At 68.1% G+C, this 8,001-nt stretch carries 9 protein-coding genes and 1 pseudogene; 5 read left to right on the forward strand and 5 right to left on the reverse strand.

Annotated elements, in window-relative coordinates; translation table 11 throughout:
• Positions 1 to 1,172, reverse strand: a 1,172-nt coding sequence (locus tag QOC69_RS28520; RefSeq protein ID WP_526445885.1) for an HAD-IC family P-type ATPase, incomplete at its 3' end; no start/stop codon positions are given.
• 79 nt (positions 1,173 to 1,251) lie between these two features.
• Here QOC69_RS28520 and QOC69_RS28525 point away from each other — a divergent pair.
• The 3 genes and pseudogenes from QOC69_RS28525 (at position 1,252) to aqpZ (ending at position 4,316) form a co-directional block, all read left to right on the forward strand.
• Complete coding sequence (locus QOC69_RS28525; RefSeq protein ID WP_526445886.1) at positions 1,252 to 2,589, forward strand: H(+)/Cl(-) exchange transporter ClcA; 1,338 nt, start codon at positions 1,252 to 1,254, stop codon at positions 2,587 to 2,589.
• A 12-nt stretch (positions 2,590 to 2,601) separates the two neighbouring features.
• Positions 2,602 to 3,423 (forward strand): annotated as a pseudogene (locus QOC69_RS28530) (cupin domain-containing protein).
• 125 nt (positions 3,424 to 3,548) lie between these two features.
• On the forward strand, positions 3,549 to 4,316 hold the full coding sequence (gene aqpZ / locus QOC69_RS28535; RefSeq protein ID WP_526445887.1) for an aquaporin Z: 768 nt from the start codon (positions 3,549 to 3,551) through the stop codon (positions 4,314 to 4,316).
• A 33-nt stretch (positions 4,317 to 4,349) separates the two neighbouring features.
• Here aqpZ and QOC69_RS28540 read toward each other — a convergent pair whose 3' ends face one another.
• A complete protein-coding gene (locus tag QOC69_RS28540) occupies positions 4,350 to 4,904 on the reverse strand; it encodes a Dps family protein (RefSeq protein ID WP_526445888.1) in 555 nt (184 codons plus the stop codon).
• A 77-nt stretch (positions 4,905 to 4,981) separates the two neighbouring features.
• Here QOC69_RS28540 and QOC69_RS28545 point away from each other — a divergent pair, with 77 nt between their 5' ends.
• Positions 4,982 to 5,629 carry a DUF2461 domain-containing protein gene (locus QOC69_RS28545; protein ID WP_526445889.1) on the forward strand — a complete coding sequence of 216 codons (648 nt, stop codon included), beginning with the start codon at positions 4,982 to 4,984 and terminating at the stop codon, positions 5,627 to 5,629.
• Between the two features lie 13 nt (positions 5,630 to 5,642).
• Here QOC69_RS28545 and QOC69_RS28550 read toward each other — a convergent pair whose 3' ends face one another.
• Together QOC69_RS28550 and QOC69_RS28555 are read right to left on the reverse strand one after the other, a co-directional pair.
• On the reverse strand, positions 5,643 to 6,551 hold the full coding sequence (locus tag QOC69_RS28550) for a DNA-3-methyladenine glycosylase family protein (protein ID WP_526445890.1): 909 nt from the start codon (positions 6,549 to 6,551) through the stop codon (positions 5,643 to 5,645).
• 26 nt (positions 6,552 to 6,577) lie between these two features.
• A complete protein-coding gene (locus tag QOC69_RS28555; RefSeq protein ID WP_526445891.1) occupies positions 6,578 to 6,979 on the reverse strand; it encodes a DUF427 domain-containing protein in 402 nt (133 codons plus the stop codon).
• 60 nt (positions 6,980 to 7,039) lie between these two features.
• Between QOC69_RS28555 and QOC69_RS28560 the strand changes: the two genes are divergently transcribed.
• The gene (locus tag QOC69_RS28560; RefSeq protein ID WP_526445892.1) at positions 7,040 to 7,510 is read left to right on the forward strand and encodes an SRPBCC family protein; all 471 of its coding nucleotides are present in this window, start codon (positions 7,040 to 7,042) and stop codon (positions 7,508 to 7,510) included.
• On the opposite strand, the gene QOC69_RS28565 is transcribed toward QOC69_RS28560, so the two are convergent.
• The coding region (locus QOC69_RS28565; protein ID WP_526445893.1) for an FAD-dependent oxidoreductase at positions 7,507 to 8,001 on the reverse strand (495 nt) is incomplete at its 5' end. The two genes, QOC69_RS28560 and QOC69_RS28565, sit on opposite strands and share 4 nt — an antisense overlap.

Consider the following 8,001-nt stretch of genomic DNA (forward strand, 5'->3'; position numbering starts at 1 on the left):
ACCACCGCGCTGACGGCAGGCTCCCCCTTGGTGAGCGTGCCGGTCTTGTCGAACAGCACCGCACCGACCGTGCGCATGCTCTCCAGCGCCAGCCTGTCCTTCACCAGCACCCCGCCCCGTGCTGCCCGCTCGGTGGCGATGGACACCACCAGCGGGATGGCCAGACCGAGCGCGTGCGGGCAGGCGATCACCAGCACGGTGATGGTCCGGATGACGGCATCCTCGGGACTTCCGGCGATGCTCCACACCACCGCCGTGATGGCCGCCGATCCGAGTGCGAACCAGAACAGCCAGCCCGCCGCCCGGTCGGCGAGGCGCTGGGCCCGCGACGACGAATTCTGCGCCTCGGTGACCAAGCGCTGGATGCCCGCCAGCGCGGTGTCGGCGCCGACCGCGGTGACCTCGACCCGGACCCCCGAATCGGTCGCGACCGTGCCGGCGACGACGGTGTCGCCGACGCCGCGGCGGACCGGACGGGACTCGCCGGTGACCATCGACTCGTCGATCTCGGCGCTGCCCTGGGTGATGCGTCCGTCGGCGGGGACGCTGCCGCCGGGGCGCACGACCACGACGTCGCCCACCCGCAGCTCGGCTGGCGCGACGGTGGCGACCACGTCACCGTCCGGACCGGACTCGATGCGCTCGGCCTCGTCGGGCAGGAGCGCGGCCAGCGAGTGCAGGGTCGACGTGGTCTGCGCCAGCGACCGCATCTCGATCCAGTGGCCCAGCAGCATGATCACGATGAGCAGCGCGAGTTCCCACCAGAAGTCGAGTTCGTGGTGCAGTACGCCAAGGGACGCGCCCCACGACGACACGAACGCCACGGTGATCGCCAACCCGATGAGGAGCATCATTCCCGGTTTGCGGGAATGGATTTCGCTGACCGCTCCGGTGAGGAACGGCCGGCCGCCCCACAGATACATCACCGTGCCGAGCACCGGGGACACCCATCGAATGCCCGGCAGATCCGGCACCGCGTAGCCGAGGATCATGGCGAACATCGGCGACAGTGCGACCGTCGGGATCGCCAGCAGCAGCATGATCCAGAACAGCCGCCGGAACTGGGCCACGTGGCCGGCGTGGCCGCCGTGCCCTTCGTGACCGTGCTCGCCGTGTTCGGAGTGCTCCATGTGATGCCCGGCGTCGTGCCGGGTGTGGTCGACCTCGGTCATGCCCGCCACTATATACCCCTGGGGGGTATATATCTGAGGGTTCTTTGCGGACCGCCGCCCGGTAACGTCGCACAGCACGATGACGGCACCGACAGCAGGTCCCAGTCAGCCCGACGATTCGATGCGGGGCTCGGTGCACATCTGCGTGACGGCGATCGTCGCTGGCGTGCTCATCGGGTTCGTGGGCGGCGCGTTCCGCTGGTGTCTGCAAACAGCCGACGATCTACGCATCGACCTGGTCGACTGGGCTCACGAGCTGCCGGGGCCCGGCTGGCTGGTACCCATGGCCGCCGCCGCGGCCGGCGCGACACTGGCCGCCCTGATCGTGCGGTGGGAGCCGCTGGCGGCCGGGAGCGGTATCCAGCATGTCGAGGCGGTTTTTCTGGGGGAGGCGCGACCGCCGCTCATCCGTTTGGTCCCGGCGAAGTTCATCGGCGGTGTGTTGAGCATGGGATCTGGCCTCGTGTTGGGTCGCGAGGGTCCGACGGTGCACATGGGTGCGGCGATCGGAGCCGAAGCGGCGCGGCGCGCCCGGCTACCCGATTCCGAGGTCAGGATGATGCAGACGGCGTTGGGTGGCGCAGGCCTGGCGGTGGCGTTCAACGCGCCGATCGGCGGCACCCTGTTCACCCTCGAAGAGGTCACCAAGTCGTTTCGGGTGAAAACCGTACTGGCGACGCTCTTTTCGGCTACAGCGGCCGTCGCGTGCTCCCGGCTCATGCTGGGAAACCATGCCGACTTCCATGTCGAACCCATTGGCGCTCCTGCCCTAGCATGGTTGCCCCTTTTCGTCGTCTTCGGATTGCTGACCGGATGTCTGGGGGCCGTTTACAACGGGTTGGTGTTGTGGTTCCTTGACCACGTCGGCGCGATACGCCGAATCCCACCCCTGGCGAAGGCGGCGATCATCGGTGCGATCGTCGGGTCCGCGATGTTCGTCTACCCGCTCTCCGTGGGCGGAGGAGAGGACCTGACACAGCTAGTCCTTGGCGGACAGCACCTCGTTGTTTCCGCCATCATCGGAATCCTTGCGGTGCGGTTCGTCGCAGGCCCCCTTTCGTACTCGGCGGCGGTGCCCGGCGGACTGTTCGCACCGCTGCTGGCCGTTGGTGCGCTGTGGGGACTGCTGTTCGTCGCAGGCTTCAACGCCGTGTGGCCCGGAGACGCATCGCAGTTGGCGGTTCCGATGGCGCTCGTCGGAATGGCGGCATTCTTCGGGGCCACCGTGCGTGCGCCCGTGACGGCGTTGGTCCTCGTGGCCGAGATGACTGCCACCACCGAGGCGCTCGTGCCGATGATGGCCGCGACTGCTGCCGCGGTGCTCGTCGCCAACGTCCTGGGATCGGCGCCAATCTATGACAGTCTTCGAGCGCGAATGCCCGACGAAGCGTCCATCGAGAGACGCGGCGGCGGTTAGCGTTCAGCCATCATGACTAGACACGTCGCGTCGCTGAGTCGCGGCCCGATCGTCGAGGAGTCGGACTTCGGTTCGATCACCCGGGTGACCGCGGATGACTTCCCGATCCTGTGCGGCATGTCGATCAAGCGCATCGTGCTCAAACCAGGGGCCATGCGCACCCCCACTGGCACGCCAACGCCAACGAACTCACCTACTGCGTCTCCGGCACGTCGCTGGTGTCGGTGCTCGACACCGACAGCAGGTTCGCCAGCTTCACCGTCGCCGAGGGCGAGATGTTCCACATCGACTCGGGCTCACTGCATCACATCGAGAACATCGACGACGAGCCTGCCGACTTCATCCTGGCGTTCCGCAGCGAGCGGCCGGAAGACTTCGGCCTGGACCGCAGGCTGGCCGCGCGCGCCGGTGACGCAGTGGTGCCGTCGACCGCGGCGTTCGACGACCCGCACAAGTTCGCGGTCGACGCGCAGAGCCCGCCGGTGGGGATCGCGGTCGGATCGGCACGCCTGGCGCGCCTGCAGTTCTGGCCCGCACTGAAGGATCTGTCGATGTACTCGCTGCGCATCCGCGAGGACGGCATGCGCGAACCACACTGGCATCCGATCACCGCCGAGATGGGTTATGTCCACGAAGGTTCGGGCCATCTTCTTCGACCAGCCCACACCCGGCGACATCGGTTACCGAGCGTCGGCCAGCGCCTACTCTCGCGAAGTCCTCGCCGCGACGTTCAACGTTCACATCGACGATCTGCCCGAATTCCCGTTCACCAAGGTCGATCCGCTCATCGTGACGCGTAACAATCCCGTCGACGAGCATGCGATGGGCGAGTAACGCCCCGGCAGCGGTCGGTCACGATCGGGGAAGGATTCGGCCACGACCGCCTGTAACCGGCTGGGTACGTGCGACCCTCGCGACACTGGCATCTCATCGTCGAGATGCCGAGGGAGGTTACCGCTATGACTGCACCCACGATGCTGCATCGACTGGCCGCGGAGTTCATCGGAACGTTCTGGCTGGTCCTCGGCGGCTGCGGCAGCGCCGTGTTCGCCGCCAAGTTCGTCTCCAACGGTGTGTCACTGGGCGTCGGATTCCTCGGCGTCTCGCTGGCATTCGGCTTGACCGTGTTGACCGGTGTGTACGCGTTCGGCACCATCTCGGGCGGACACTTCAATCCCGCGGTCACCCTCGGCGCCGCGCTGGCCCACCGGGTCGAGTGGAAGGCCGTGCCCGTGTACTGGATCACCCAGGTGGTCGGCGGCGCCGTCGGCGGCCTGGTGATCTACGTGATTGCCAAGGGGCAGAACGGCTGGACGGCCACCGGCAACATGGCCGCCAACGGTTTCGGTGACCACTCCCCAGCCGGCTACTCGTTCCTCGCCGTGGTCGTGGCGGAGATCGTGCTGACCGGGGTGTTCCTGCTCGTCATCCTCGGCGCCACCGATGATCGTGCCCCGAAGGGCTTCGCGGGCTTGGCGATCGGGCTGACGCTGACGCTGATCCACCTCATCTCGATCCCGATCTCCAACACGTCGGTCAATCCCGCCCGCTCCACCGCCGTCGCCTTCTTCAACGGCGCCGGTGCACCCGCCCAGCTCTGGGTGTTCTGGCTGGCGCCTCTGATCGGCGCGGCGATCGCCGGCATCGCCTACCCGTTCCTGTTCGGCCGCAACGAGGAACTCGCCGACCGGCCGGTCCGCGACGACGCCCTGGAGGAGGTGGCCTGACGGCGAAGTCGGGCCCCCGCTATTTGACCCCCGCTATTTGGCCGGAGCCTTCTTCGCGCTTCGCGCCGCCTGCTTCTCGGTCGTGGCGCCCTTGTTCGACAGAACGCCGCCCGCACTCTCCAGGTGCGCACGAACGAACCACTGGAACTTCTCCAGCTCGCCTGCGTGACCGATCAGCATGTCCTGTGACACCAGGTCGAGGTCGTCGAGGCGATGAATGGCCTTGCGGGTGTCCTCGTTGACCCCGGTGTACACCAGATCCAGGGCAGCCAGGTGCGCCAGCACGGTGTCGCGGCCGACCGAGTAGTCATCCCAGGTGCGGTCCTTGAGGATCGCGCCGGGGGTGCCCTGCGGGGATACCCCGAGTGCCGCGATGCGTTCGGCCACCTCGTCGGCGTAGCCACGGACCAGGTCGACCTGAGGGTCGATCATCTCGTGGACACCGATGAAGTTCGGGCCGACGACGTTCCAGTGCACGTGCTTGAGGGTCAGGTGCAGATCGTTGTAGGTGCTGAGCTGCTTCTGCAGCAGATCGGCGACCTCACGGCCGTCCTTGGCCGACATTCCGGGAACGGTGAATCCTGGCATTGGTTGCCTCCTTATTGATCGCTCACTGGAACGCTTACCCGGGTCGGCACCGGGCTACACACCGATACGCTCGCCGGATGACGGAGCCGCCACCCGGGTTCACCGGTTTCACCGAGGCTGCACTCGACTTCTACGACGACTTGGAGATCGACAACACCAAGTCGTTCTGGGAGGCGCACAAGGACGTCTACCAGACGAGCGTGAAGGCGCCCATCACGGCGCTCGTCACGGCCCTGGAGGCAGACTTTGGTGCGGCCAAGGTCTTCCGCCCTTTCCGCGACGTCCGGTTCGCGAAGGACAAGACGCCGTACAAGACGCACCAGGGCGCGTACGTCGGGGTGGGTCCCGCCTGCGGGTGGTACGTCGAGATCGCGGCGCGCGGCGTCCGCACCGGAGCCGGGTTCTACGACGCCAGCGCGTCGGATCTCGGCCGGATAAGGGCCTCCATCGCCAATGAGCTGACCGGCGACCAGCTCGGCAAGATCCTGGCCAAGCTCAAGAGGGCCGGCTTCACCGTCGGCGGCGACCGGCTGAAGACCTCACCGCGCGGATACGACGCCGACCATCCGCGCATCGAATTGCTGCGGCACCGGTCCCTGACAGTGACCAAGGACTACGGCTTCGAGCCGATCATCCACACCCCCGAATTCGTCGACGCGGTCCGCGCGGACTGGAAGGCCGCCCGGCCACTCGTCGAGTGGGTCGCCGCTCGTCTGGGTGACTAGCCCGCCTCAGCGACTAGAGGACGCGCAGATTCGGAATGGCCTGACGCGCGCCGAAGCGGGGGTTGCGCGCCATACCGCTGACCTCGAGCAGCCGCACCGCCCGGTGCCGGTGCGGCCGCAACGGTTCCAGGAGCTCGACCATCTCCGGGTCGTCGATGCGGTGCCCGAGCAGCGTGCACCCGACCACGTTCGCCAGGTGGTAGTCGCCGACCGACAACGCGTCGGCGTCGCCGAACGCGCGCTGTGCGGTCTCGGCCGCGGTCCACTCCCCGACACCCGGTAGCGACGTCAACGCGGCGCGCGCGTCGGCGGCGGGACGGCTCGACAGCCGCTCGAGGGAGTCGGCCCGCTGGGCGCACCCGACCAGGGTCCTGGCCCGGCCGGGGTCCACGTTGGCGAGGTGGAACTCCCACGATGGGATGCGCCGCCACACGTCGGCCGACGGAGGCACCCGCATGCGCGCCGGGGCCGGGCCTGGCGCCGGCGTGCCGAACTTGGTGACCAGTAGCCGCCATGCACGGAACGCGTCCTTGCCCGACACCCGCTGTTCGAGGACGGCCGGGATGAGGGCTTCGAGGACCCGGTCGGTGCGTCCGAGCCGTAGGTGCGGCACCTTGCGATGGGCGGCGGCGATGGTCGGTTCGACGGGTGCGAAGCCCGTCGCGTCGTCGTTGGCGCCGAGCATGGCGGGCAGCTGCACGAGGAACTCGTCGGCGCCGTCGCCCCAAGCCTCGCATTCGACGGCGTCGCGCGCCGACTTGGTGATCCGGGCGGTGACCGGACCGCTCGCCATCAGGCTGGTCTTCCAGATCGCGCCGTCGACGCGTTGGTAGCAGGGATCGCCGGGTCCGCGCCGCAGCGGCGACAACGTGTGCGCCGGGCTGGCGGGCCCGTCGAACTGCACGACTGCGCAACTGGGCATCACCCAAAGGCTAGGCCCAAGAACGACTAGGCCAGAACGACGTCCGCCTTGTCGGCGTAGAACGCGACGTGACCGGCGATCTCGCCGACGGCCGGGTACGGCTGCTCGTAAGTCCAGATGACGTCGTCGACGGTGTCGCCGCCTGCGTTGTTCCCCGTCGCTTCGCTCGCCCCAGTGGTCACGTGGTAGTAGTTCGCCTCGCCCTTGTACGGGCAGTAGGTGGTGTTGTCACTGCGGCGCAGCGCGGAATCGACGACATCGGCCAGCGGTACGTATTGCACCGCGGGGTACGTCGACTCCTGCAGCGTCAACGCCGCGTCGGTCTCGGCGACCACTTCGCCGTTGACCCGCACGGTGACATGCCTGCCTGTTGGGGTGATGGTGATCGGATGCTCGGCGGTGGGCTGCAGAACGGTGCGTTGAGTCATATGGAACCCAACGTATGCCGACCCGGCCCGGATTCCTCGTCCCGTCATTACGATCGCCGCATGGGTGAACCAGGTCCGGCCTCCGCACAAGCCTCTGTCACCATCTCGGCCCCCTGTGGCGAGGTGTACGGCCTGATCACCGACCTGCCGACGTTGGCGTCGCTGGCCGAGGAGGCCGCCGCGATGAAGTGGCGCAAAGGCGACAAAGCCGCTCCCGGCGCGGTGTTCAAGGGCACCAACCGGAACGGAATCCGGCGGTGGACCACCACATGCACGGTCACCAACGCCGAACCCGGCAGCGCCTTCGCGTTCGACGTCGTCTACCTCGGGATCCCGGTCTCGCATTGGCGCTACGACATCGCTCCCACGGACGGAGGCTGTCGGGTTACCGAGCAGATGTGGGACCGCCGCCCTGGCTGGTTCGTCAAGCCGGGTGGCGTGGCAACGGGTGTCATGGACCGCCCGTCGACCAACACAAAGCACATCAAGCTCACGCTGCAGCGGTTGAAGGAGAAGGCCGAGGCGCGTTAGGGCCTGCCGGCGATCGCGTCCGCGAGGCGGGCGATCGGCGACGTTCCGGCGCCGCCGCGCGCCTCGTGCCAGTCAGCCGCCTTGTACGCGATGTAGAGGCCGCGCACGCCCAGCCACCGCATCGGCTCGGGCTCCCACTTGCGCGACCGGTGGCCGACCCACGGCAGTTCCGTCAGCGGGGTGCGCTGGTTCAGGACGAGATCGGCGAGCGTGCGCCCGGCGAGGTTGGTCGCCGTCACCCCGTGCCCGACGTAGCCACCCGCCCAGCCAAGGCCCGTCGCGCGGTCCAGCACGATCGACGCCTCCCAGTCGCGGGGCACCGCCAGCACACCGCACCAGCCGTGGACGATCGGCACGTCGCGAACCTGCGGGAGCACGTCGTGCAGCACCTGGCTGAGGTGCCGGATGGTGCGCTCAGGGACGCGGCCGTCGACGTCTATGCGCGACGCGTAGCGGTACGGGACGCTGCGGCCGCCGATCGCGATGCGGTC

It is taken from the genome of Mycobacterium sp. (assembly GCF_032162105.1).
Classification (GTDB): domain Bacteria; phylum Actinomycetota; class Actinomycetes; order Mycobacteriales; family Mycobacteriaceae; genus Mycobacterium.